Origin of the sequence: Erythrobacter tepidarius (genome assembly GCF_002155695.1) — a bacterium.
In the GTDB taxonomy this organism is placed as follows: domain Bacteria; phylum Pseudomonadota; class Alphaproteobacteria; order Sphingomonadales; family Sphingomonadaceae; genus Erythrobacter; species Erythrobacter tepidarius.
Map to the genome: position 1 here is coordinate 99,836 of NZ_MUYJ01000006.1, position 21,628 is coordinate 121,463.

26 protein-coding genes are annotated in these 21,628 nt (G+C 66.7%); 8 read left to right on the forward strand and 18 right to left on the reverse strand.

Annotated features, from left to right (window positions below):
- Positions 1-77 precede the first annotated feature (77 nt).
- A complete protein-coding gene (locus BZF61_RS07400) occupies positions 78-890 on the forward strand; it encodes an Abi family protein (protein WP_086618152.1) in 813 nt (270 codons plus the stop codon).
- Here BZF61_RS07400 and BZF61_RS07405 read toward each other — a convergent pair.
- Positions 874-1,329: a nucleoside deaminase gene (locus BZF61_RS07405; protein ID WP_086618154.1), complete on the reverse strand. Its 456-nt coding sequence runs from the start codon at positions 1,327-1,329 to the stop codon at positions 874-876. The genes BZF61_RS07400 and BZF61_RS07405 overlap by 17 nt on opposite strands.
- A gap of 117 nt (positions 1,330-1,446) precedes the next feature.
- On the opposite strand from BZF61_RS07405, the gene rpmB reads away from it, so the two are divergent.
- Entirely contained in the window at positions 1,447-1,734 is a 288-nt protein-coding gene (gene rpmB / locus BZF61_RS07410; RefSeq protein ID WP_086618155.1) for a 50S ribosomal protein L28, read from the forward strand.
- A 66-nt stretch (positions 1,735-1,800) separates the two neighbouring features.
- Here rpmB and BZF61_RS07415 read toward each other — a convergent pair whose 3' ends face one another.
- From BZF61_RS07415 to xseA, 3 genes are read right to left on the reverse strand one after another with little or no spacing between them, the layout of a single operon-like run.
- Positions 1,801-2,802 (reverse strand): esterase-like activity of phytase family protein, encoded by a 1,002-nt coding sequence (locus tag BZF61_RS07415; RefSeq protein WP_143736957.1) that lies wholly within the window; start codon positions 2,800-2,802, stop codon positions 1,801-1,803.
- Positions 2,803-3,012, reverse strand: coding sequence for a DUF2093 domain-containing protein (locus BZF61_RS07420; RefSeq protein ID WP_086618158.1), 210 nt, complete (start codon positions 3,010-3,012; stop codon positions 2,803-2,805).
- Positions 3,013-3,036: 24 nt separating this feature from the next.
- Entirely contained in the window at positions 3,037-4,500 is a 1,464-nt protein-coding gene (gene xseA, locus BZF61_RS07425) for an exodeoxyribonuclease VII large subunit (RefSeq protein ID WP_086618160.1), read from the reverse strand.
- On the opposite strand from xseA, the gene purD reads away from it, so the two are divergent.
- A complete protein-coding gene (gene purD, locus BZF61_RS07430; RefSeq protein WP_086618161.1) occupies positions 4,499-5,770 on the forward strand; it encodes a phosphoribosylamine--glycine ligase in 1,272 nt (423 codons plus the stop codon). The genes xseA and purD overlap by 2 nt on opposite strands.
- 143 nt (positions 5,771-5,913) lie before the next feature.
- Here purD and BZF61_RS07435 read toward each other — a convergent pair whose 3' ends face one another.
- Positions 5,914-6,240: a hypothetical protein gene (locus tag BZF61_RS07435; protein ID WP_143736959.1), complete on the reverse strand. Its 327-nt coding sequence runs from the start codon at positions 6,238-6,240 to the stop codon at positions 5,914-5,916.
- Between the two features lie 128 nt (positions 6,241-6,368).
- Between BZF61_RS07435 and BZF61_RS07440 the strand changes: the two genes are divergently transcribed.
- Positions 6,369-6,752: a cytochrome c family protein gene (locus tag BZF61_RS07440; protein WP_143736960.1), complete on the forward strand. Its 384-nt coding sequence runs from the start codon at positions 6,369-6,371 to the stop codon at positions 6,750-6,752.
- A gap of 359 nt (positions 6,753-7,111) precedes the next feature.
- On the opposite strand, the gene BZF61_RS07445 is transcribed toward BZF61_RS07440, so the two are convergent.
- Positions 7,112-8,113: an adenosine kinase gene (locus BZF61_RS07445; RefSeq protein ID WP_086618165.1), complete on the reverse strand. Its 1,002-nt coding sequence runs from the start codon at positions 8,111-8,113 to the stop codon at positions 7,112-7,114.
- A 126-nt stretch (positions 8,114-8,239) separates the two neighbouring features.
- Between BZF61_RS07445 and BZF61_RS07450 the strand changes: the two genes are divergently transcribed.
- The 3 genes from BZF61_RS07450 to BZF61_RS07460 all read left to right on the forward strand — a co-directional run bounded on the left by BZF61_RS07450 (position 8,240) and on the right by BZF61_RS07460 (position 10,324).
- Positions 8,240-8,929 (forward strand): EI24 domain-containing protein, encoded by a 690-nt coding sequence (locus tag BZF61_RS07450; RefSeq protein WP_086618167.1) that lies wholly within the window; start codon positions 8,240-8,242, stop codon positions 8,927-8,929.
- Positions 8,926-9,321 (forward strand): hypothetical protein, encoded by a 396-nt coding sequence (locus tag BZF61_RS07455; RefSeq protein WP_245804538.1) that lies wholly within the window; start codon positions 8,926-8,928, stop codon positions 9,319-9,321. Before BZF61_RS07450 ends, BZF61_RS07455 begins: the two co-directional genes overlap by 4 nt.
- Positions 9,322-9,382: 61 nt before the next feature.
- Positions 9,383-10,324 carry a hypothetical protein gene (locus tag BZF61_RS07460; RefSeq protein WP_086618168.1) on the forward strand — a complete coding sequence of 314 codons (942 nt, stop codon included), beginning with the start codon at positions 9,383-9,385 and terminating at the stop codon, positions 10,322-10,324.
- Between the two features lie 15 nt (positions 10,325-10,339).
- On the opposite strand, the gene BZF61_RS07465 is transcribed toward BZF61_RS07460, so the two are convergent.
- The 12 genes from BZF61_RS07465 to BZF61_RS07520 all read right to left on the reverse strand — a co-directional run bounded on the left by BZF61_RS07465 (position 10,340) and on the right by BZF61_RS07520 (position 20,219).
- Positions 10,340-10,705: a HesB/IscA family protein gene (locus BZF61_RS07465; protein WP_086618170.1), complete on the reverse strand. Its 366-nt coding sequence runs from the start codon at positions 10,703-10,705 to the stop codon at positions 10,340-10,342.
- Positions 10,702-11,196: a GNAT family N-acetyltransferase gene (locus tag BZF61_RS07470; RefSeq protein ID WP_245804539.1), complete on the reverse strand. Its 495-nt coding sequence runs from the start codon at positions 11,194-11,196 to the stop codon at positions 10,702-10,704. Before BZF61_RS07470 ends, BZF61_RS07465 begins: the two co-directional genes overlap by 4 nt.
- Complete coding sequence (locus tag BZF61_RS07475) at positions 11,193-11,657, reverse strand: SUF system Fe-S cluster assembly protein (protein ID WP_086618173.1); 465 nt, start codon at positions 11,655-11,657, stop codon at positions 11,193-11,195. The genes BZF61_RS07470 and BZF61_RS07475 overlap by 4 nt, the downstream gene beginning before the upstream one ends.
- Positions 11,658-11,660: 3 nt before the next feature.
- The gene (locus BZF61_RS07480; protein WP_086618174.1) at positions 11,661-12,887 is read right to left on the reverse strand and encodes an aminotransferase class V-fold PLP-dependent enzyme; all 1,227 of its coding nucleotides are present in this window, start codon (positions 12,885-12,887) and stop codon (positions 11,661-11,663) included.
- Positions 12,884-13,639 (reverse strand): SufD family Fe-S cluster assembly protein, encoded by a 756-nt coding sequence (locus tag BZF61_RS15880; RefSeq protein ID WP_086618176.1) that lies wholly within the window; start codon positions 13,637-13,639, stop codon positions 12,884-12,886. The genes BZF61_RS07480 and BZF61_RS15880 overlap by 4 nt, the downstream gene beginning before the upstream one ends.
- Positions 13,636-14,379, reverse strand: a complete 744-nt coding sequence (gene sufC / locus BZF61_RS07490; RefSeq protein ID WP_086618177.1) for a Fe-S cluster assembly ATPase SufC — start codon at positions 14,377-14,379, stop codon at positions 13,636-13,638. The genes BZF61_RS15880 and sufC overlap by 4 nt, the downstream gene beginning before the upstream one ends.
- A complete protein-coding gene (locus BZF61_RS07495; RefSeq protein WP_086618179.1) occupies positions 14,379-14,900 on the reverse strand; it encodes a hypothetical protein in 522 nt (173 codons plus the stop codon). Before BZF61_RS07495 ends, sufC begins: the two co-directional genes overlap by 1 nt.
- A complete protein-coding gene (locus BZF61_RS07500) occupies positions 14,900-15,421 on the reverse strand; it encodes an endonuclease domain-containing protein (protein WP_086618180.1) in 522 nt (173 codons plus the stop codon). Before BZF61_RS07500 ends, BZF61_RS07495 begins: the two co-directional genes overlap by 1 nt.
- A gap of 63 nt (positions 15,422-15,484) precedes the next feature.
- Positions 15,485-16,981, reverse strand: coding sequence for a Fe-S cluster assembly protein SufB (gene sufB, locus BZF61_RS07505; RefSeq protein ID WP_086618182.1), 1,497 nt, complete (start codon positions 16,979-16,981; stop codon positions 15,485-15,487).
- Positions 16,978-17,412, reverse strand: coding sequence for an SUF system Fe-S cluster assembly regulator (locus BZF61_RS07510; RefSeq protein ID WP_086618183.1), 435 nt, complete (start codon positions 17,410-17,412; stop codon positions 16,978-16,980). Before BZF61_RS07510 ends, sufB begins: the two co-directional genes overlap by 4 nt.
- A 72-nt stretch (positions 17,413-17,484) precedes the next feature.
- Positions 17,485-18,351, reverse strand: a complete 867-nt coding sequence (locus BZF61_RS07515) for a helix-turn-helix transcriptional regulator (protein WP_086618185.1) — start codon at positions 18,349-18,351, stop codon at positions 17,485-17,487.
- A 47-nt stretch (positions 18,352-18,398) separates the two neighbouring features.
- Positions 18,399-20,219: a DUF885 domain-containing protein gene (locus BZF61_RS07520; RefSeq protein WP_086618306.1), complete on the reverse strand. Its 1,821-nt coding sequence runs from the start codon at positions 20,217-20,219 to the stop codon at positions 18,399-18,401.
- 366 nt (positions 20,220-20,585) lie between these two features.
- Here BZF61_RS07520 and BZF61_RS07525 point away from each other — a divergent pair, with 366 nt between their 5' ends.
- Positions 20,586-21,623: a quinone-dependent dihydroorotate dehydrogenase gene (locus BZF61_RS07525; protein ID WP_086618186.1), complete on the forward strand. Its 1,038-nt coding sequence runs from the start codon at positions 20,586-20,588 to the stop codon at positions 21,621-21,623.
- Positions 21,624-21,628 lie beyond the last annotated feature (5 nt).

A 21,628-nucleotide genomic window follows, 5' to 3' on the forward strand; every position in this document is an offset into this window, starting at 1 on the left:
GACCTAATCCCCGACCTTTCACGTTTCAACATATAAACATTTGACAAGAATGCAAGCCCAAACGAAACCTCTTTGATATGAGCATCATAGAACTGATTTCGACCGAACGGCTCAACACTTACCGAGAGCTGACAGGTAGCGAGAAGCAAGCCATTGCGCTCCACAACCATACGCTCCAGCTTGCATCGTCGTTGATGTCGATGATCGCACTCTTGGAATTGGCACTCAGAAACGCGACCAATCAGCGGCTTATCGAAGATTTTGGCGATGGGGAGTGGTTGCTTCCATCGAGCTCGACCCTGCCTCTAAGGCCGCAAGAACGGAGAATGATCAGCAAGGCTCACTCGCATGCACAGCGGGCCATGTATGCTAAGTTGAGCTACAAGGAAAAAGCAGCGCTAGACTCCAAGGCTTTTCCCAATGGAGTCCCTACCGCGATCACTCATTCTAAAAAAGTCAAAGCGCGCCAAGCACTTTTTGAAGTTTCACACGGCCAAGTGATCTCACAAACGACAATCGCTTTTTGGAAAAGACTCTACTCGAGCGATTACGAGAATGATCTTTGGAAAACATCGCTCAAGCGGGTCTTTCCGAACAAAAAGCTCAAACGCAGCCAAATCTCAAAATCCCTTGAGGTGATTTATGCTGCAAGAAATAGAGTTGCGCATCATGAGCCTGTCTATGGCTTGCGCCTAGAGCAAACCATGGATGCACTTACACTCATTAGAAATTCAATTGGTACTCGTTCTTTCGAGCAAGACTCTTCGTTCAAGAGATTCTCAAAGGTGCTCTATTTGAGGCTCTTGATGGACTATGAGGGTTTCAAAGAGGCGTGGGACACGCTGACGGTCTCGACCTTACCAAACCAACCCCTTACCGCCGCTCCCTGAAAAACGCCTTGAGCATTTCCGCCGCCTCCGCCTCGCCGATGCCGGAATAGACCTCGGGGCGGTGGAGGCACTGCTCCTGCTCGAACACCCGCGCGCCGTGTTCGACCGCGCCGCCCTTGGGGTCGCTCGCGGCGTAGTAGAGCCGGGCGATGCGGGCATGGGCAATCGCGCCCGCGCACATCGCGCAAGGCTCCAGCGTCACCCACAGCTCGCAGCCGGTCAGGCGCTCGTCGCCCAGCGCTTTGGCGGCGGCGCGAATCGCCAGAATCTCGGCATGGGCGGTGGGATCGTGCAGGTCGCGCGGGGCGTTGTGCGCTTCGGCGATCACCACGCCGTCCTTGACGATCACCGCACCGATCGGCACCTCGCCGGCCGTCGCCGCCACCCGCGCCGCATCAAGCGCGCGCTGCATCGGCACAGGGAGCGGCCAGTGGGTCATGCCCGCCGCGCTACTCTGGCCTAAGCAAGGGTGCAACTTGCTTGACGATTCGGCGTCCCCCCGTTATGCGCGCCGCTTTCCCGGATCACACCCGAACCTTACAAGAAGAGACACACCATGTCGCGCATCTGCGAACTGACCGGCAAGGGCCGCCAGGTCGGCCACAATGTGAGCCACGCCAACAACAAGACCAAGCGCGTGTTTCTGCCCAACCTTCAGAACGTCACGCTGATGAGCGAAAAGCTCGGGCGCAGCTTCAAGTTCCGCGTCTCGACCCACGGCCTGCGCTCGGTCGAGCACAATGGCGGGCTCGACAACTGGCTGCTCAAGACCAGCGATGACAAGCTTTCGGCCAATGCGCTCAAGGTGAAGCGCGAACTGCTCAAGGCGCAGGCTGCCGCCTGATTTCTCGCCTGTCTCTCCGGACAGGAACGATACGATCAAGCGTCCGGGGTTCCGGGCGCTTTTTCGTTATGGGGCGCGGGCGGAACGCGCGTCCCAATCGAAGCGCACCAGCAGATTGCGCTGGAACACCGAGAAATTGTCGTCCGATACTAGCCACACCGCCCCGCGCGCCGGATCGGCCGGATCGGGGACGAAGGCGATGCCTTCGAAATTGTCGGCAAACAGCCCGCCGCTCAGGCGCTGGATGACCCGCGCCGGCCAAGCCTTGCCGGGCCGGACCGCGGCCGGATCGGCGATGGCGATGGCCGTGTCGAACCGCGCCGGCAGGGCATATTCGACCCGCCGCAGCAGGATCAGCACCCGCCCGTCGGGCAGCTGGGCAGCATCGACCGGATCGTAATCGGCCGGAGCAAGCAAGACGAAGGCAAGCGGCGCCAGGGCGCCCGTCTCGACCGGATCGCCGGAGAAGAGCAGCGCCTCGTGGTGGGTCTGGCTGCCACGCAGGGGCCCCTCGGCGATGATCAGGAAGCGGCCGTCCTCCAGGCGCTCCATCGTTTCCGCACCGCTGTTGGCGCTCCAGCGCCGCATGGCGTGCGGGGTGGTGCTGGTGCGGGTGCCGTCGGGGGCGAAGCGCGTCACGAGATTGAAGTTCTCGAACCCGCCCCACAGCGTGCCGCTGGCCGGATCGTACGCAAGCGATTCGAGATCGACGACTTCCTCGCGCCCGCGGCTGCTGTCGCCGACGAAGCGGAAGCTGCCCGGCACGGCGCGCGGGACGGGGCCGGCGAGATCGATTTCGAGCAGGAAGCCGCGGTCGCTCCCGGCGATCAGCCCGCGCCCGCCTGCCACCAGCGCCGAAAAGCCGCCGAACCAGCCATGCGCGGCGCGCATTTCCCATGCGCCGCTGAGCCTCAATACCCCGGCAACCCCGGCGCGCTCTGCAACCGGCGTGAGGCTGACCTGCGCCGTGTCGCTGCGCTGGCCGGTGGGCGCACGCCAGAACAGGCCCGGGCCAAGGCCCAGAGCCACCACAGCCAGCAGCAACCCGCGGGTAGCCCAGGCGCGCACCTAGGCGCGGTCGAGGCCGAGCAGGCGGCGCGTCGCGACCTCGCAAGAGGCATAGGCCTCCTGCCGCTCGGCGCTCCAGTAGCGCAGTTCGGAAAGCGGGATTTTCGCTCCGGTGACGGCGCACAGCACATGGCTGCCGGGACGCAGCACCCGGAAGCTGGAAGGGCCGTAGTAGAGCTTGGCGGTCTTGTCGGCGGAAGACATCAGCATGGCGCCTGCGATAGCACCACGCGGCTATCCGAACAAATCCTCTTGTCGCGGCGGCGGGGCGGGGCGCGGTCTGGGCGCCGGGCGCAGGGGCGGCGAGGTGCTGCCGGCAGGCACGGCATCCAGCGTCCCGTCGCGCCATTGCAGCACCAGACGTGCCTCGCCCGCGGCGTCGGCCCGGGTGGTCAGCGCCGCGCCATCGGCCCTCCGGATGATCGCGTAGCCGCGCTCGAGCGGCCTTTCGGGGTGAAGCTGGCTCATCACCCGTGCCAGCGCGGCGACGCGGTCGGCCCCTTGGCGCAAGGGCCGCTCGACCAGCGCCGGGACGAGCCCTGCGCGGTCGAGCCGGCGCTGCGCCTCACTCGCAGAGCGAACGAGCAGGCTCGGCGAAAGCCGCGCCGCCGCCCCGGCGAGCCGCTCGCGCCCTCTGGCCGAACGATCGCCCAAGGCGCGGCGCAGGCGTTCGGCGAACTCATCGAGCCGCTGGGCTTGGGGTGCAAGCAGGTTCTCCGGCCGCGGCAGGAGACGAACGCGGGCGGCGAGACGCTCGCGCCCCAGCTCGACCAGGCGATAGACCGCGCGGCGCTGACGGGCGGCGAGATCGTTGAGGGTGAAGACCAGATCGGCGCGCACCGGGACCGCCATTTCCGCCGCAGCCGTGGGGGTGGGCGCGCGGCGGTCGGCGGCGAAATCGGCGAGCGTGGTGTCGGTTTCGTGGCCGACCGCGGAAATCACGGGAATGGTGGATTCGGCGATGGCGCGCACCACCACTTCCTCGTTGAAGCTCCACAGGTCTTCGATCGACCCGCCCCCGCGCGCAACGATCACCACATCCGGGCGCGGGACAGGCCCGCCGGGCACAATCGCCGAAAAGCCGCGCACAGCCGCCGCAACCTGCTCGGCCGCGCCCTGCCCCTGCACCAGCACCGGCCAGACCAGAACGTGGCTCGGGAAACGGTCCGCCAGGCGATGGAGAATGTCGCGGATCACCGCCCCGGTGGGTGAAGTGACAACCCCGATGATGCGCGGCAGGAACGGCAAGGCGCGCTTCCTGCCAGCATCGAACAGGCCCTCGGCGGCCAGCCGGGCGCGGGTTTTCTCCAGCAGCGCCAGCAGCGCGCCTTCGCCCGCCAGCTCCATGGAATCGATCACGATCTGGTATTTCGAACGCCCGGGATAGGTGGTGAGCTTGCCAGTGGCGATCACCTCCAGGCCATCTTCGGCACGGAACTTGAGGCGGGCGGCGTTGCCCTTCCACATCACCCCGTCGATCACCGCGCCTTCATCCTTGAGCGCGCAGTAGAAGTGCCCCGAAGCCGCGCGCTTCACCCCCGACAGCTCGCCGCGCAGACGGACGAAGCCGAAGCGCTCCTCGACGGTGCGCTTGAGCAGCGCGGAAATCTCGCTGATGGTCAGCGGCTGGGCGTTGTCGCCCTGCCTTTCGCGCGCTACCAGCCCGGCATCGTCATCGCAGTTGGGCAGAGGGGCCATGAATATCCTGCTATTGGGTTCGGGAGGCCGCGAACATGCGCTGGCATGGGCGCTGGCGCAATCCCCAAGCCTCACCAAGCTCTACGCCGCCCCCGGCAATCCGGGCATCGCCGAGGAAGCCGAATGCGTGGCGCTGGATGTGACCGATCACGGCGCGGTGATCGCCTTCTGCGCGCGCCACGCGGTCGATCTCGTCGTCATCGGCCCCGAAGCGCCCCTGGTGGACGGGCTGTCGGATTCGCTCAGGGCCGCAGGCGTGCCGGTGTTCGGCCCCTCGCAGGCGGCCGCCCAGCTTGAAGGCTCCAAGGGCTTCACCAAGGACCTGTGCGCCCGCGCCGGAATCCCGACCGCCGGTTATGTGCGCACGTCCTCGCTCGATGAGGCCCGCGCCGCGCTCGCCCGTTTCAGCCCACCTTACGTGCTCAAGGCCGATGGGCTGGCGGCGGGCAAGGGCGTGGTGATCGCCGCAAGCCTGGCCGAGGCCGAGGAAACCCTCGCCGAGATGTTCGGCGGCGGCTTCGGCGAGGCAGGCGCGCAGGTGGTGATCGAGGAGTTCCTGGAAGGCGAGGAGGTGAGTTTCTTCGCGCTCACCGATGGCACCACGATCGTCCCTTTCGGCAGCGCGCAGGATCACAAGCGCGTCGGCGATGGCGACACCGGCCCCAACACCGGCGGGATGGGTGCCTACTCCCCCGCGCGGGTGCTGACGCCCGAACTGGAGGCCCGCGTCATGGCCGCAATCATCGAACCCACGGTGCGCATCATGCGCGCGGAGGGAACCCCCTATCAGGGCGTGCTCTTCGCCGGGCTGATGCTGACGGCGGACGGCCCCAAGCTGATCGAATACAACGCCCGCTTCGGCGATCCGGAATGCCAGGTGCTGATGATGCGGCTCAAAAGCGATCTGGTGGCGCTGATGCTCGCCTGCGCTACGGGCACGCTCGAAGGCACGCAAGTGGCGCTCAGCGATAAGACCGCGCTCACCGTGGTGATGGCCGCCAAGGGCTATCCCGGCACGCCGGAAAAGGGCGGGGCGATCGATCTGTCGGGGGTGGAACCGGGCGCTGCCAAGGTGTTTCACGCCGGCACCGCGATGAAGGACGGCGCGCTGGTGGCCGCCGGCGGCCGGGTGCTCGCCGTCACCGCGACCGGTGCGAGCGTCACCGAGGCGCAGGCCAGGGCCTATGCCGCCGTCGACAAGATCGCCTTCCCAAGCGGCTTCTGCCGCCGCGACATCGGCTGGCGCGAAGTGGCGCGCGAACGCGGCTAGAACCGCGCGGCGTAGGTTACCCCGCCGCCGTGGAAATCGCCCCACGGCAGCACGACCGCCACGCGCCCGTCCTTGTCGGGCTTGCGGTGGGTAATAACCAGCCCGACCCCCGTGCCGAGCGCCGCGCCTGCGACGACATCGTATCAGTGGTGCTTGTCCGCCTCGACCCGCGCGAGGCCGACGAAGCTCGCCAGTGCGAGCGCCGGGATGCCTTCGGCTGATCCGCCCGCCCGGAATGCGCCCTGCGTGTCGCCCTCGGCCGCCGGCACGCCGAGCGACCACAGCGCCAGCCCGCCGACCGCGATATCACTGGCAGTGGCCCAGTCGCCCTGCGCAGAGGCGTGCGCGCTTTGGCTTGTCGCCAAGAGCATGGGCGCGGCCAAGGCGAGGCTCCAGCGACGCAGACGCAGGTGCGTGGCGGAAAAGGGCTTCATGCAGAATGCTTCTCGCGGATGGGTGGAACGGGTCATGTCCGTGGCATCGCAACGCAGCAGCCCGCGGATGGTTGCAGCGGAATGCGATTGCCATCACGGGCTTTGCAGGTGCAAACTTGATCCCGATCAAGGAAATTCCGCCGGACAGAGGGGATAAGACCAGCATGACCTATCGCCTCTCCCTCGCCGCCGCAGCGGCGCTTGCGCTCGCCGCCTGCGCCACCGCGCCCGGCACCGACAACCCGCCGCCCATGCTTGGCAAGGCGACCTCGCCTTCGCCCGACACCCGCGCGCCCGCCTTCGTCGAGGCGGCCTGCGGGGGATGCCACGCGGTCGAACCGCCGTTCCTCTCAGCGAACCCCGCCTCGCCCAGCTTTGCCGCGATCGCCAACCGGCGCGGGCTGTCGGAAAAGTCGCTGGCCGACTGGCTGGCCGACGCGCACAACTACCCAGAGGAGATGGACTTCACCCTCACCCGCAAGCAGATCGACCAGATCGCGGCCTACATGGTGACCCTGCGCGATGCGGGCTACGTGCCGGACGAGTGAGCTTTCCTACAGGGCGGGCGGGCGGTTAGGCTGCGCGTCGCTCTTTGTCCCCGTTCTTTGTCATCGTCAGCCAGCCAAACCAGCGCACAAACGCTTCGCGCGCGCGAAGTTCTTGTGTCCGTTTGTGCCCGGACATGGGTTCAAGCTCATGATTTTACGAGATGAAACGGCGGGAGACAAAGTTGACACCCTGTCACCTTTGTCACCTTTGTTATTTTATTACGCAGGGGTTTGCGCTCCGCATCGCCTGCGCGCTGCGAAATCCTCGCTCTTGGGGCCTGAAGGCCCCGTCGCGGCGGACGGGCGCCAAAGCTGGCGCATCGCGCTGATTTCAGCCCGCAGGGCCGCGAGCGCAAAGCCTAAAGCCTTTCTTCCATCAGCTTGAGCATGTCGGCTTCGGGGCGGGGGCCGTAGTGCGAGATCACTTCCGAAGCGCAGATCGCCCCGCGCTTGAGGCACCGCGTCAGCGGCTCGCCCCGGACATAGCCCGAGAGGAATCCGGCCGCGAACTGGTCGCCCGCGCCGGTGGTGTCCACCACCTTCATCACCGGCACCGCGGCCACCTCGGCGCGCTCGCCATGGGCGATGGCAACCGCGCCCTTCTCGCTGCGGGTCGCCACCAGCACCGGCACCTTGCCCGCCACCGCCGCAAGGCCCGCCTCGAACGCAGATTCGCCCGTCAGCGTCGCCAGCTCGCTTTCGTTGACGAACAGGATGTCGATGATGCCTTCCTCGATCATGCTGCGGAAATCATCGCCGTGGCGCTCGATCACGAAGCTTTCCGAAGCGGTGAAGGCGATCTTGCGGCCGGCATTGCGGGCCACCGCGATCGCGCGGCGCATCGCCCGGCGGGGTTCTTCCGGGTCCCACAGATAGCCTTCGAGATAGAGGATCGCGGCCGAGGCGATCAGCTCCTCGTCGAGCGCCGCGGCGGGGAGGAACTGCCCGGCACCGAGGAAGGTGTTCATCGTCCGCTCGCCATCGGGGGTGACGAAGATCAGCACGCGCCCGGTTGCCGGTTCGCCCGGACGGGCCGGGGTGTCGAAATCGATGCCGGTGGCGCGCATGTCGTGGCGGAACACCTTGCCGAGCTGGTCGTCGGCAACCTGCCCGATGAAGGCGCATTGCAGCCCGAGCGTGGCGAGACCGGCCAGCGTGTTCGCCGCCGAGCCGCCCGAAAGCTCGCGCGCAGGCGGCATCGCCTCGTAGAGCTCTTCGGCCCGCGCCTCGTCGATCAGGGTCATGCCGCCGCGATTGAGCTGGAGCTCGTCGATCAGCTCCTCGTCGCAGGAAGCGATAACGTCGACCACGGCATTGCCGATGGCAACAACGTCGTAGCGGGGCGGGGTGGTGGCGGTCACGGGAGGTTCCTTGGGAATGACATCTGCGCGCCGCCTAGCTTTGTTCGGAGCCTACGCCAAGCATCTGTGTGCGGCGCCCCATCCCCGCGTTGACTTCGCTGCTCATGGCCCGCATCGGCTGAGGCCATGACCGCCGTTGCCGCCGCGCTTGCGAAGGCCCTTGGCCAGCTCGGCGATCGCCGCATCCTTGCGGTGGTCGTCAGAAGCGTGGCTTTGACGCTGGCGGCGTTCGGCGTGGCGGGCGCCGGACTCTATTGCGCCCTCGCGGCAGCGGGCGCGCGCTACGGGATCGACCAGAGCTGGGCCGGGATCGCCGCAATCGTGCTGGTGCCGGTGGCGATGTGGCTGCTGTTCCGGATGGTGGCGATGGCGGTGTTGCAGTTCTTCGCCGACGCGGTGGTGGCCGCAGTCGAGGCGCGGCACTATCCGGCGCGCGCAGCCGAGGCGAAGCCGCTGCCGTTCCGGCGGGATCTGGCCAATTCGGTGAGAGGGCTGCTGCGGGCGCTGGGCTACAACCTGCTGGCGCTGCCGCTGGCGGCGGTGGTCGCCCCCACGGCTTTCGGCCCGGGGCTGGTCTTTCTCGGGGTCAACGCGGTGCTGCTCGGGCGCGAGCTGACCGACATGGCATGGCTGCGGCACGCGCCGCGGGCGCCCGGCGCCAATCCGGTGGGCAAGGGGCAGCGGTTCGTGCTCGGCGCGTGTATCGCCGGCCTGATGCTGGTGCCGGTGGCAGGGCTGATCGCTCCGGTGTTGGGCGCGGCGGCGGGGACGCATTTGGTGCTGCGACGGCTTGAAGAAGGGAAGGCAGAGGCATGACCTCCCGTTCCGCCACCATGCTGGCCGCGCTGGCCCTGATGCTGGCCGGATGTGCCGGAGGCACTGTCCCCTCGCGGCCCGCCCCTGCCTCGCCGCCGCGCGGCAGCAGCATCGCGGTGGTGCCCGAGATGATGGCGCCGCAGGGGCTGGAGGGCGTGATCGGGCAGGACGCCGGCACCCTCGCTCGGCGGTTCGGGACGCCGCGGCTCGATGTCGCCGAGGGCGATGCCCGCAAGCTCCAGTTCTCGGGCCGCGACTGCGTGCTCGACATTTATCTCTACCCACTGCGTCCCGGCGCCGATCCGGTCGCCGCGCATGTCGAGGCACGCCAGCGACAGGGCGGCGCGGCGGTGGATCGCGGGGCCTGCATCCGCGAGGTGGAACGGCGGTAACCCGGCCTTAAGCCTGATCATGCCATCCCCTCAGGCGAGACCGGCAAGGAACCGACAGGACATGACCACGCACTTCATCGCAATCGCCGAGCGCGCGGCTGCCGACGGGCAGATTGCGGCCGACGAGTTGCTCGCGCTCCGCCGCGAAGGCTGGGGCGACGGGATCATCACCCGCGCCGAGGCCGAGGCGCTGTTCGCACTCAACAATTCGCTCGTCGAGCGCACGCCGGCGTGGTGCGACTTCTTCGTCGAGGCGATCGGGGAATTCGTGCTCAACGGCACGCCGCCGCGCCTGCAATGCAGCGACGAGGAGGCCGAATGGCTGATCGGCCAGATCGACCATGACGGGGTGCTCGAAAGCATGGTCGAGCTCGAAGCCATTGTGCGCATCATCGAGCGCGCCGAGAACACCCCCGAACGGCTCAAGAACTACGTCCTGGCACAAGTCGAACGCGAAGTTCTGACCGGCACCGGCCCGACCCGCTGCGGCGGCGATCTGTCCGCGACCCACATCTCCGCCGCCGAATGCCGCATCATCCGCCGCGTGATTTGGGCGAGCGGCGGCCACGGCCCCGCGGCGGTCTCACGATATGATGCCGAGATGCTGTTCCGCCTCAAAGACGCAACCCTCACCGAGGAAAACGCGGTCGAATGGGACGAGCTGTTCATCGACGGCGTTGCCAATTACCTCAAGGGCTTCGTCTTCGATCACGCGCAGGTCAGCCACGAACGCAAGCGCGAGCTGGAAGCCTTCATTGCCGATAATCGCGCCAATGTCGGCCGCGTCATCGGCGGTGTTTTGCGTGAGGTGCCGCATGTCGCCAACCACTTCGGCAAGGTGTTCGGCAAGAAGCAGCCCGGCACCGATTATGCCGCCAAGGCAGCCGCGGGCGCGCTCGTCACCGACGAGGAGAACGAATGGCTCGAGAAGATGATCGCCGCGGACGGGGAAGTCGACGAGCTCGAACGCCGCCTGATCGCGCGTCTGGCGGCGGAAATCTGAAGCGGCCCGCGCCGCTTAGACCATGAAGCTCTCGCCGCAGCCGCAGGTGCCCTTGGCGTTGGGGTTCTCGAACACGAAGCCGGCGGTGAAATCGTCCTCGCGCCAGTCCATCGTGCTGCCGACGAGGTAGAGCACGCTCGCCCCATCGATGTAGAACACTCCGCCCGGGGTGACGATCTTTTCGTCGAACTTCGCCTCGGTGGTGACGTAATCGACCGAATAGGCGAGGCCGGAACAGCCGCGCCGCGGGGTCGAGAGCTTGACACCGATGGCATCCGCCGGCGCCTTGCGCATCAGCTCGGCGATGCGGGCTTCGGCAGAAGGCGTCAGGGTGACGGCGGCCTTCGGAGCGGCGCGCGTGGTGGTGGTCGTCTCGGTCATGTCAGCCTCTTCTGCCAGAACAGCGCGTGCCCCGCGGCGGGATCGAGCTGGTAGTCGCCATAGCCGCAAGCGGCGTAAAGGTGCCGCGCCGGATTGCCGCTCAGCACTTCCAATGTGATCTTGCAGGCCCCGCGCTTCAAGGCTTCGGCCTCGATGGCGGCGAGCAAGGCCTTGCCGATGCCCGCACCGCGATGGCCGGGCAGCACCACGAGATCGTGGATATTGACCAGCGGCGCGGCGGCAAAGGTGGAATAGCCCATGAAGCAGTTGGCAAGGCCGACCGCCTCGTCATCGCGCCGCGCGAGCAGCGAGAAGGCGTGGCGGTTGGCTGCCAGATCATCGGTCAGCCGCGCCTTCACCGGCGCGGACAGAGGTTCGCCCCCGCCCATCGGATCGCGCGCATAGGCATCCAGCAGCGCGATCACGTCCGCCGCGTCGCGCGGGTCACGGTAGTCCGCCAAGGCAATCGTCAGGGCAGGCACGAAGTTCACAGCATCCCCAGTTCGAGCCGCGCCTCGTCGCTCATCTTGTGCGGACCCCAGGCCGGTTCCCATACCAGCACCACCTCCGCATCGCGGACACCGGGCACCGAAGTCACGCGCAGCTCGACCTCGCCCGGCATGGACTCGGCCACCGGACAATGCGGGGTGGTGAGCGTCATGGTGATGGTCACATCGGCGTTGTCATCGACCTCGACCCCGTAGATCAGCCCGAGATCGTAGATGTTGACCGGGATTTCCGGATCGTAGATCTCGCGCAGCGCCTCGATCACCGCGGCCTGCAAGTCACTGCCGGCACCGCCGACGGCGTCTTTCGCGGGCTTGGCGGCGAGGAAGCCCTCGAGATAGTCGCGGGTGCGCGGCGCCTCGACATCAGGGTCGATTGCGTCCTCGACGCGGGCGCGGGGGGGCTTGCTGACAGCGGTCTCGGCGTTTTCGGGTGAACGGTCCATCACTCAGGCCTTTCCAAAAATGCGACGGGTGCGGGCGATCCCGGCGAGCAGCGCGTCGATATCGGCGGCGCTCGAATAGAGCCCGAAGCTGGCGCGCGCGGTGGCGGGAACGCCGAGGAAGTCCATCAGGGGTTGGGCGCAGTGGTGCCCGGCGCGGATCGCGACGTTGCTCTCGTCGAGGATCGTGCCGAGATCGTGCGGGTGGATGCCGTCGAGCGCGAAGCTGACGATCCCCGCGCTATCGGCGGGGCCGAATAGCATCACATCGTTCATGGCGCCCAGCTCACGGCGCAGGCGGGCGACCAAAGCGCGTTCATGCGCGTGGATGCGGTCCGGGCCGATGGCGCTGACATAGTCGATCGCGGCGGCGAAGGCGATGGCTTCGGTGATCGCGGGCGTCCCGGCCTCGAAGCGTTGGGGCGGCGGGGCATAGGTGGTGCGCGCGAAGGTGACCCGGTCGATCATCGCGCCCCCGCCCTGCCAGGGGGGCATTTGCGCGAGGATCTCCGCCCTCGCCCACAGCGCGCCGATCCCGGTGGGGCCGTAGAGCTTGTGCGCGCTGAACACATAGAAGTCGCAAGCCAGCGCGGCGACATCGACCCCCATGTGCGGTGCAGACTGGCACCCGTCGAGCAGCAGCTTCGCACCCACCTTGTGGGCCAGCGCCGCCGCGCGCGGCGCGTCGAGCACCGAGCCGAGCACGTTCGAGACATGGGCAAAGGCGACCAGCTTGTGGCGCTCGGTCAGCATCGCTTCGGCAGCTTCCAGATCGATGCAGTGATCGGCGGTCAGCGGGCAGACATCGATCACCGCGCCGGTTTCCGCTGCGATCATCTGCCACGGCACGATGTTGGAATGGTGCTCCAGCTGCGAGAGCAGGATGCGATCCCCAGCCTTGAGGTTGGCGCGGCCCCAGGTCTGGGCGACAAGATTGATCGCCTCGGTCGCCCCGCGGGTGAAGATCACCTCGTCCTCGTGCCCGCCGATGAAGCCCGCGACCTTGCGCCGCGCCGCCTCGTAGGCGAGCGTCATCTCGGCCGAGCGAGCATAGACCCCGCGGTGGACGGTGGCGTAATCCTCGCCCAGCGCGCGGGCCATGGCGTCGATCACCGCGCGCGGCTTGTGCGCGGTGGCCGCAGTGTCGAGATAGTGCCATGGCTTGCCTTGCGCCGTGACCATGCCGGGGAAGTCGGCGCGAAGATCGCGTTCGAGGGTGACAGATGCGTTCACAGCCCCGCCCCCTCCAGCGCCGCCAGCGCAGCATCGAGCAGCGTCCCGCGCTCGGCCTCGTCCTCCAGCGCCACGAAGGCATCGCCGATGAAGGCCTGCACCAGCAGCCGCTGGGCGGTGGCGGAATCGAGCCCGCGCGCCATCATGTAGAAGCGCGCGCCCTCGTCCAGCGCGCCGACCGTCGCGCCGTGGGCGCATTTCACGTCGTCGGCGAAGATCTCGAGCTGCGGCACGGCATTGGCGCTGGCCCCGGCTTCGAGCAGCAGGCCCTTGAAGTCCTGCGCGGCGTCGGTCTTCTGGGCATGGCGCGCGACCTTGATCTCGCCGAGGAAATTGCCGGTCGCCCCGGCCCAGTGGACCGCGCGCACGGTCTGGTTCGAGGTCGCTTCTGGCTCGGCGTGGACAACCTGGGTCACGAATTCGCGGGTCACACCGCTGCCGCCGATGGTCACGCCGCCGAATTCGAAATGCGCGCCCCGCGCGAGCCGCACTTCCAGCTCGAAGCGGGTGTAGTCCGCGCCGCGATTGGTGACGAAGAAGGCGGCTTTGGCGCCCTCGCCGAGCGTCACCCGCATCCGGTGAACTTCGGGCGCATCCGCGCCGACCACAAGGCAGCGCGTCACGCTTTCGCCCGCGGCCACGTCCAGCGTCTGCCACGTATCGAGCGCCGCCGCGCCGAGCCGCGCGAGCGCGTCCATATCGGCATAGCGCCACGCTTCGTCGCGGCGTGTGGGGAGGGTCGCTGTCGTCACGCCATCACCGCGTCATAGCCTTCGGCCTCGAGCCGCAGGGCGAGTTCCGGCCCGCCGGTCTCGACGATGCGGCCGCCGGCGAGGATGCTGACCTTGTCGGGCTTCACCACATCGAGCAGGCGCTGGTAGTGGGTGATCAGCAGCACCGCCTTGCCGGGCGCGCGCATGATCGCGTTGATCCCCGCGCCGACGATCCGCAGCGCGTCGATGTCGAGGCCGGAGTCGGTCTCGTCCAGCACCGCGAAGGCGGGATCGAGAATGCCCATCTGCACCATCTCGGCGCGCTTCTTCTCGCCGCCCGAGAAACCGACATTCACCTGCCGCTTGAGCATGTCCATGTCCATCTTGAGCAGCGCGGCCTTGTCTTTGGCGAGCTTGAGGAAATCGCCACCCGACAGCGGTTCTTGCCCGCGCGCCTTGCGCTGGGCATTGAGCGCCTCGCGCAGGAACTGGACGTTGGAGACGCCGGGAATCTCGACCGGATACTGAAAGCCGAGGAACAGCCCCGCGGCGGCGCGCTCATGCGGTTCGAGCGCGAGCAGGTCCTGCCCGCGAAAGGTGACGCTGCCCGCCGTCACTTCGTAACCGGGCTTGCCGCCGAGCACGTTGGCCAGCGTCGACTTGCCCGCGCCGTTGGGGCCCATGATCGCGTGCACCTCGCCCGCAGGCACGTGCAGCGACAGGCCCTTGAGGATCGGCGTGTCGCCGACGCGGGCGTGAAGATCGGTGATGGTGAGCATTACTGGCTGTCCTTGTCCTGTTCGGCCGCAACAGCGGCACTCGCGTCGGTGCGGGCCTTGACCACGCTGGCGTCATGCAGTTCGATCACCAGTCCCTTGGGGCGACCCGCTTCGTAGGCAGCGCGAGCCGCCTCGGCCCCCGCGAGGCGCTGGCGGAACTGCCGGTCGAGATCGGCGCCGCGAGCGATGTGGATGCGGCCGATAGTGGCGAATAGCTGGTCGACCTCCTCGGGACTCATCGCCGTCTTGGCGCCCGCAAGGGCAGCGTTGGATTCGGCAATCGCCTTGGCGCGGCGTTCGGCGCAGCGGGGCAGATCGGCGGCGTGCTGCGCCTCGAAATTGGCGATGCCGGTGACGGTGCGGTTGGCGACCTTGAGGCAGCGGCGATAGTCCTGCACGAAAGGCTGGATCAGGCGCGGATATTCCACCGTCCAGGTTTCGGGGTTGTCGTTCTTGACCGCGACAACGGCCTCGCCGACGGCTTGGAGCACGAGCAGCGGGGCAATGAGCGTGGCGAACATCAGCTGCGGCTCCGGGGTTTGGGGCGGGAATAGGTCTGCTTGGGATTGGCCGCCTTGTGCGCGCGGGCGGCCTCCTTCTTCTCGGCGATGCGCTCGCGCATGGCGAGGGTAAGGCGCGCAAGCACCGCGTCGAGGTTTTCGAGGATGTCCCTCGCCGCGATGCGCAACACCTTGATGCCGACGCTTTCGAGGCTCTTGTCGCGGCGCCTGGCGAGGCGATCGTTCTGCCCCTCCTCGTCGATCGCGAGCGCGAGGCCAAGGTTGTGGCAATTGAAATCGACGATCGCCGAGCCGACCACGGCGTGGCGCTTGAAGCTGTAGCGGCCCAGATCAGCCTTGCTGAACTTCTCGGCCAGCGCCTTGTGCGCCGCGGTCGAATGACGGCGCAGCTCGCGCGCCTGTTCGTGCAGCGCATCGAGCCGCTTCGCCGAAATCTCCCACCCGCGCCCCTTCCGCTTGAGCGCGGGGGCTTGGGCAATGGCAGCTTCGGGGTTGAGGGCGAGGGTTTTGCGGGTAGTCACTTCAGCTCCTCCTCTCATGGGGAGAGAATCTGGCGCGCTTTGGCGCATCGCTCAGTGTCAGGATCATCCCACGCTCCCCTCAAGCGAAATCGCCAGCAGCTTCTGCGCCTCGACCGCAAACTCCATCGGCAGCTCTTTCAGCACGTCCTTGGCAAAGCCGTTGACGATCAGCGCCACCGCCTCCTCTTCGCCGAGGCCGCGCTGCATCGCGTAGAACAGCTGTTCGTCGCTGATCTTGCTGGTGGTCGCCTCGTGCTCGATCTGCGCGCTGGGGTTCTTGACCTCGATATAGGGCACGGTGTGCGCGCCGCACTGGTCGCCCAAGAGCAGGCTGTCGCACTGGGTGAAGTTGCGCACGTTGTCGGCGTTCGGTCCGACGCGCACCAAGCCGCGGTAGGTGTTGCTGCTCTTGCCCGCCGAAATCCCCTTGGAGATGATCGTCGAGCGGCTGCCGCGCCCGTTGTGGATCATCTTGGTGCCGGTGTCGGCCTGCTGGTAGTTGTTGGTGACCGCGACCGAGTAAAACTCGCCGACGCTATCCTCGCCATTCAGCACGCAAGAGGGATACTTCCACGTCACCGCCGAGCCGGTTTCGACCTGCGTCCAGCTGACCTTGCTCCGGTTCCCCTGGCACAGCGCGCGCTTGGTGACGAAGTTGTAGATCCCGCCCTTGCCCTCGGCATTGCCGGGATACCAGTTCTGCACGGTCGAATATTTGATCTCGGCATCGTCCAATGCGACCAGTTCCACCACCGCGGCGTGAAGCTGGTTTTCATCGCGCATCGGTGCGGTGCAGCCTTCGAGGTAGCTGACATAGGCGCCCTTGTCGGCGATGATCAGCGTGCGTTCGAACTGGCCGGTGTTCTCGGCATTGATGCGGAAATAGGTCGAAAGCTCCATCGGGCAGCGCACGCCTTCGGGGACATAGACGAAGGTGCCGTCGGAGAAGACCGCCGAGTTGAGGCAGGCGAAGAAGTTGTCGCGCATCGGCACGACGCGCCCGAGCCACTTCTGCACCAGATCAGGATATTCGCGGATCGCCTCGGAGATCGAGAGGAAGATCACGCCGGCGCGCTTCAATTCCTCGCGGAAGGTGGTGGCGACGCTGACAGAATCGAACACCGCGTCCACCGCGACCTTGCGCGCGCCTTCGACCCCGGCGAGCACTTCCTGCTCCGCCACGGGGATGCCGAGCTTGTCATAGACCGCCTTGATCTCGGGATCGAGTTCATCGAGGCTGGCGATTTTGGCCTTCTTCTTGGGCGCGGCGTAGTAATAGGCGTCCTGATAGTCGATCGGCGGATAGCCGACCTTGGCCCAGTCCGGCTCCTCCATCGTCTGCCACAGGCGGAAGGCCTTGAGACGCCATGCGAGCATCCATTCGGGCTCGCTCTTCTTGGCGCTGATGAAACGGATGGTGTCCTCGTTCAGCCCCTTGGGCGCGAACTCGGTATCGATATCGGCCGACCAGCCGTGCTCGTAATCGGCAACCTTCGCCGCAGCCTCGCGGGCTTGCCGGTCGAGTTCGGGGCGATCCTGGATTTCGATGTCTTCGCTCATGCCGGGTGTTCCTCGACGGTTTGGTGACTCGGGGCGGGGCTGCGCAGCTGGGCGAGGGTAACGCTGGCCAGCGCGCGACGCAGCGCGTCGTTGATGATCGGCCAGTGCGGCTTCATGCTGCATCCGGCCTCGAAATCGCACGGCGCATGATCGACGCAGGCGGTGAGCGCGATCCGGCCTTCGACCGCCTCGACGATATCCGCCACGGTGATCGCTGCCGCGGGCCTGCCGAGCTGCAGGCCGCCATGCGCCCCGCGCACCGAACGCAGCAGACCCGCCGCGGTGAGGCGCGAGACGAGCTTTTGCACGGTCGGCACGGGCAGGCCCGTTTCCGCCGCCAACTCGGCCGCGCTGACACGCCCGCTGCCGCAGTGGAGCGCAGCCTGGCTCATTGTAATCACTGCATAATCAGCAAGGTTCGAGAGGCGCATTGCGAACGGTTCTCAAATCGGACAAAATCGTTCCGATTTGTAATTACGAGCGAATCGTTCGGATTTCAACCGCTATCCCTCGCGCCTCCCGCGCAGCAGGCTTGCCGCATCGCCGTGCCCGTTGGGATCGAGCAGCCCGGTAGAGAGCGAGTTACCCCGCAACTGGGTCGGTGTGCGCCCGGTATAGCGCCGAATATCGTGGATCAGATGCGCCTGATCGAAGAAGCTTGCCAGCATTTCGTCGCGCAAGCCATCGGGCAGCGCCGGGTTGGCGAGCACCATCGCCGCGCGGATCGCCCGGAAGCGCTTGAGCACCTGCGCCGGTGGCACTCCGAAATAGCGGCGCGAGAGGCGTTGCAGCTGGCGCGGCGAAATGTCGACCATGGCATGGAGTTCTTCCAGCGAGGGATCGAACCCGCTGCCGAGCCAGCGCATGATCACCTCGATCACCGCGACATGCTCCGGGCGCAACCGGTAGCGGGGTACCGACAATATGGCCGCAAGCTCGGCACACAGATCGCGCACCGTCCTGCGACCGGCAGCGCAATCGGCGGCCATGGCTTCGAGCTTCCTGATATCGGCAACCGAAAGGACGGTGTCGGCCGGCAGCAGCCGATCATGCACGATGTCGGCCGGGAGATTGGCGATCGCTTGCCAGCCGGCCTGGGTCAGCGAGGCGCCGACGAGCAACGCCGGCCCTTCCAGAACACAAGGCGCGATGCCGAGCTGCGGGGCATTGATGGCCACGCGGCCGGCTGCCACGGGTGCATCATCGGGCCGGTCGAAGATCAGTCGCCCGCGGATCATCACCACCAGCTGCGCCGAATAGGCCGGTACGATCTCCTCGATCCGGGCATCCTGCGTCTCGATCACATAGAAGGTGTTGACCGGCGCGGCTGCCTCTGGCGGGGGCGCGATGATCTCAAGCTCGAACTGCAACTGTGCCCTGCCCGCTTGCGCGGCCCCCCTGCCATGCGGCGCGATACCTAGTTCTTGAGGCGGGCAGCGATCCACTGCCCGACATTCTCCTCCATGATCGACAGCGATACCGGCCCGCTTGTCAGGATCACATCGTGAAATTCGCGTATGTCGAATTTCGTTCCCAGTTCGGCCCGCGCCTTGTCACGCAGCTCCATGATCTTGAGCTTGCCGATCATGTAAGCCGTCGCCTGTCCGGGATAGACGATATAGCGCTCGACAGCCTTTTCGATATCTCCCTGCGGATTGGGCGTGTTCTCGGCGAGCCAGGCGATCGCCTGCGCGCGGCTCCAGCGCTTGTGATGGATGCCGGTGTCAACCACCAGTCGCCCGGCCCGCCACAGTTCCATCGCGAGCCGTCCGAAATCGGAGTAGGGATCGGTGTAGAAGCCCATGTCCTTGCCCAGTTCCTCGGAATAGAGGCCCCAGCCTTCCGAATAGGCCGTCACCCCGCCGAAGCGGCGGAAAGCGGGCAGATCGCCGAGCGCGCCCTGGATCGAGCGTTGCAAATGATGCCCGGGCAGGCCTTCATGATAGGCCAGCGCCTCAAGCTCATTTCTGCTCATGTCATTGAGATTGTAGAGGTTGACATAATAGGTGCCAGGGCGCGAACCATCGGGCGCGGGGCTCTGGTAGAAAGCCTTGCCGGCGCTCTTCTCGCGGAAGGCTTCGACCGGCTTGATCACCAGCGGGTCCTTGGGAAGCGTGTTGAAGAATTCGGACAGCTTGGCCGTCATCCGCGCCAGATGGCCTTCGGCCTCGGCGAGATAGGCCTCGCGGCTGGTGTGGAAGAAACGCGGATCGGTGCGGGTGTATCGGAAGAATTCCTGCAAAGTGTCGGTAAAGCCCACCTTGGCCATGATCGCGCGCATCTCGCCATGGATGCGGGCAGTTTCCTTGAGGCCGAGCGCGTGGATCTCGTCGGCGGTGAGATCGGTGGTGGTATAGCTCTTGAGCAGCGCGGCGTAGTATTTGTCGCCCCCGGCAAAGCGCCAGATGCCATCCTCGGTGGACGCGAGCTGCTGCTGGCGCTGCATTTCGGCAAGTAGCCGCGCATAGGCGGGGGCAGCCGATGCCTGCCATGCCGCAGCCGCCCGCGTCGCGAGCACGGCCTTGTCCTCATCGGCGATGTCGAGCGCGGCGAGCTTCTTGGCCAAGTCCTCCAGCACGGCGTTGGTCTTGCTGGCATCCAGCAGGTTCGCGATATCCGAGATGACGTAGGGATAGACCCATTTGGGCGGCATCACCCCCTTCTCCGCTTGGGCGCGCGACTGCGCGGTGAGCGCGTCGAGCAACGGGCCGAGCCCGGCGATCCGCGACACATAGGCTTCGGCATCGGCCGCGCTCGCAACCCGGTGGATGTTGATGAGGAAGGCGGGCAGATCGCTCTGCGCACCGTTCATCTGGTCGAAGATATAGCCGTAGTCGCGGTAGGGGCGCAGGCTCGCGCTGCGCGCGGCCAGCTGTTCGAACAGGCGGTAGGACAGCGCCTGCTGCGGCGCGAGCGAGGCCGGATCATAGCGCGCCCGCATCGTCGCCAGCGTCGCGTCGAGCAGGGCGTCGGCCCGGGCTTCGGCCTCGGCGGAAGGGTCGTTCCACTTACCGTAATCCGCATCGCGGATGCCGCGATAGGCCTTGCCTTCGGGCGACTGGGCAAGGCTGGCGGCATCATAGGCGGCGAAAAGTTCGTCAATGCCAGCCTCGGGCGCAAGATCGAGGACGGCCGGGGCCGGCGCAGGAGCCGCCGGCTGGGCGGCGAGCGGCACGCACCACGCGCTCGCCACTGCCAGCACGGATATTGGTTTGGCAAGCAAGCGGATGGATTTCATGATATTTCCCTGATTGCTCATGCATTGGCGACAGCCCTGAGGAAAGGGTTTAGCCCTGCCCGTGGCGGTCTGACAACTGCCGCAAGGGGGAGGAGGGATCGGGGCAAAAAAGGGGCGGCGATCCGAAACCGAACCGCCGCCCATCTGAGTTGAGGAACTCTTAGCATTGCTGCTCCGAGCCCTTCGGGTCGCACGCCATCCTATAAAGAGCGAATCGCCCAATGGATTGTATGCAAGCGACATGCCCAATCCCCGCGCAGGCCAAGCGATCAAGTGCTTGGAAGATATGGCTGATCGACCGCCAGCAAAGGTTTGCAAGGGAGCGATGCTCGACAGCGCCGCCCGCCTGCCATAGGCGCTGGTGACATGATCTTCCGCCTGCTCAAGCCCGCCCTGTTCGCGCTCGATTCGGAGACCGGACACCGTCTTGCCCTCACAGCGCTCAAGGCCCTGCCCCTGCGCGGTCCGAGGCCGCAGCCCGCATCGCTGGCGATCCGCGTGGCCGGGCTCGATTTTCCCAATCCGGTCGGCGTGGCGGCGGGCTTCGACAAGGATGCCGAGGTGGCCGACGCGCTGCTCGGCCTCGGCTTCGGCTTTGCCGAGGTCGGCTCGATCACTCCGCTGCCGCAAGCGGGCAATCCCAGGCCGCGCCTGTTCCGGCTGATCGAGGACGAGGCGGTGATCAACCGCATGGGGTTCAACAACAGCGGGAGCGAGGCGGCGCTGGCGCGGCTGCGGGCGCGCGCCGGGCGGCCGGGCATCGTCGGGGCCAATATCGGGGCGAACAAGGATTCGGCCGATCGCATCGCCGATTATGCGGTGATGGCGCGGCTGATGGCGCCGGTGGCAAGCTATCTGTGCGTCAACATTTCCAGCCCCAACACTCCGGGCCTGCGCGCGCTGCAGGACGAAAGCGCCTTGACCGGCTTGCTCGATGCGGTGATCGCCGCCCGCGACGCAACCGGAAGCGCCGCTCCGATCTTCCTCAAGGTTGCCCCCGATCTTGCACCTGCCGACATCGACGCGATCGCCCGCATTGCGCTGGACAAGGGCCTGGGCGCGCTGGTGGTTGCCAATACCACGATTACCCGCCCCGCCTTGCGTTCGCGCCATGCGGGGGAGACCGGGGGGCTTTCGGGCGCGCCCTTGCGCGCGCTGGCCACCCAGCGCCTGCGTGACTTCCGCAAGGCGACCGGCGGCGGGATTCCCCTGATCGGCGTGGGCGGGATCGCCAGCGCCGAGCACGCTTGGGAGCGCATCCGCGCGGGCGCGAGCCTCGTCCAGCTCTACTCGGCGATGGTCTATGAAGGGCCGGGCCTCGGAGCGCGGATCGTCAAGGGGATCGAGGCGCTGATGCAGCGTGACGGCTTCGCCAGCATTGCCGAAGCGGTGGGAAGCGGATAGCACGC

What these genes read in the sequence shown, in the direction of transcription:
- BZF61_RS07400 (WP_086618152.1), top strand. Translation starts at nt 78, where the DNA reads ATGAGCATCATAGAACTGATTTCGACCGAACGGCTCAACACTTACCGA.
- BZF61_RS07405 (WP_086618154.1), bottom strand. Translation starts at nt 1,329, where the DNA reads ATGACCCACTGGCCGCTCCCTGTGCCGATGCAGCGCGCGCTTGATGCG.
- rpmB (WP_086618155.1), top strand. Translation starts at nt 1,447, where the DNA reads ATGTCGCGCATCTGCGAACTGACCGGCAAGGGCCGCCAGGTCGGCCAC.
- BZF61_RS07420 (WP_086618158.1), bottom strand. Translation starts at nt 3,012, where the DNA reads ATGCTGATGTCTTCCGCCGACAAGACCGCCAAGCTCTACTACGGCCCT.
- purD (WP_086618161.1), top strand. Translation starts at nt 4,499, where the DNA reads ATGAATATCCTGCTATTGGGTTCGGGAGGCCGCGAACATGCGCTGGCA.
- xseA (WP_086618160.1), bottom strand. Translation starts at nt 4,500, where the DNA reads ATGGCCCCTCTGCCCAACTGCGATGACGATGCCGGGCTGGTAGCGCGC.
- BZF61_RS07435 (WP_143736959.1), bottom strand. Translation starts at nt 6,240, where the DNA reads ATGACCCGTTCCACCCATCCGCGAGAAGCATTCTGCATGAAGCCCTTT.
- BZF61_RS07440 (WP_143736960.1), top strand. Translation starts at nt 6,369, where the DNA reads ATGACCTATCGCCTCTCCCTCGCCGCCGCAGCGGCGCTTGCGCTCGCC.
- BZF61_RS07450 (WP_086618167.1), top strand. Translation starts at nt 8,240, where the DNA reads ATGACCGCCGTTGCCGCCGCGCTTGCGAAGGCCCTTGGCCAGCTCGGC.
- BZF61_RS07455 (WP_245804538.1), top strand. Translation starts at nt 8,926, where the DNA reads ATGACCTCCCGTTCCGCCACCATGCTGGCCGCGCTGGCCCTGATGCTG.
- BZF61_RS07460 (WP_086618168.1), top strand. Translation starts at nt 9,383, where the DNA reads ATGACCACGCACTTCATCGCAATCGCCGAGCGCGCGGCTGCCGACGGG.
- BZF61_RS07465 (WP_086618170.1), bottom strand. Translation starts at nt 10,705, where the DNA reads ATGACCGAGACGACCACCACCACGCGCGCCGCTCCGAAGGCCGCCGTC.
- BZF61_RS07475 (WP_086618173.1), bottom strand. Translation starts at nt 11,657, where the DNA reads ATGGACCGTTCACCCGAAAACGCCGAGACCGCTGTCAGCAAGCCCCCC.
- sufC (WP_086618177.1), bottom strand. Translation starts at nt 14,379, where the DNA reads ATGCTCACCATCACCGATCTTCACGCCCGCGTCGGCGACACGCCGATC.
- BZF61_RS07495 (WP_086618179.1), bottom strand. Translation starts at nt 14,900, where the DNA reads ATGTTCGCCACGCTCATTGCCCCGCTGCTCGTGCTCCAAGCCGTCGGC.
- sufB (WP_086618182.1), bottom strand. Translation starts at nt 16,981, where the DNA reads ATGAGCGAAGACATCGAAATCCAGGATCGCCCCGAACTCGACCGGCAA.
- BZF61_RS07510 (WP_086618183.1), bottom strand. Translation starts at nt 17,412, where the DNA reads ATGCGCCTCTCGAACCTTGCTGATTATGCAGTGATTACAATGAGCCAG.
- BZF61_RS07520 (WP_086618306.1), bottom strand. Translation starts at nt 20,219, where the DNA reads ATGAAATCCATCCGCTTGCTTGCCAAACCAATATCCGTGCTGGCAGTG.
- BZF61_RS07525 (WP_086618186.1), top strand. Translation starts at nt 20,586, where the DNA reads ATGATCTTCCGCCTGCTCAAGCCCGCCCTGTTCGCGCTCGATTCGGAG.